Here is a 460-nt window from a genome sequence, read left to right as displayed (position 1 = left end):
CATTGCAGGTGAATGTGCGGTTGGTATGCGCGACGAATGCCGATCTCCCGGCGATGGTCAATGAAGGCACTTTTCGCGCTGACCTGCTCGACCGACTGGCTTTTGATGTTGTACAACTGCCACCACTGCGCGAGCGCGAAAGCGACATAATGTTGATGGCAGAATACTTTGCCATCCAGATGTGTCGGGAAATCAAGCTGCCTCTGTTCCCGGGGTTTACGGAGCGCGCCAGAGAAACATTGCTGAATTATCGTTGGCCGGGAAATATTCGTGAATTGAAAAACGTGGTGGAACGTTCAGTTTATCGCCACGGCACCAGCGATTATCCGCTTGATGACATCATTATTGCTCCCTTTAAACGGCGTCCGCCTGAAGACGCTATCGCCGTTTCAGAAACCACCTCGCTTCCAACACTGCCGCTTGATTTACGTGAGTTTCAGATGCAGCAGGAAAAAGAGTT

Annotated in this window: 1 protein-coding gene; it reads left to right on the top strand. The window is 51.3% G+C overall.

What is annotated here, in order from left to right:
- Positions 1-8: 8 nt before the first annotated feature.
- Positions 9-460: AAA-type ATPase lid domain-containing protein (locus K0039_RS25255; protein ID WP_228106877.1), on the top strand; the 452-nt coding region annotated here is incomplete at its 3' end.

Source organism: Terrisporobacter mayombei (genome assembly GCF_020748465.1).
GTDB classification, from domain to species: domain Bacteria; phylum Bacillota; class Clostridia; order Peptostreptococcales; family Peptostreptococcaceae; genus Terrisporobacter; species Terrisporobacter mayombei.
This window is presented reverse-complemented; position numbering and strand designations above follow the sequence as displayed.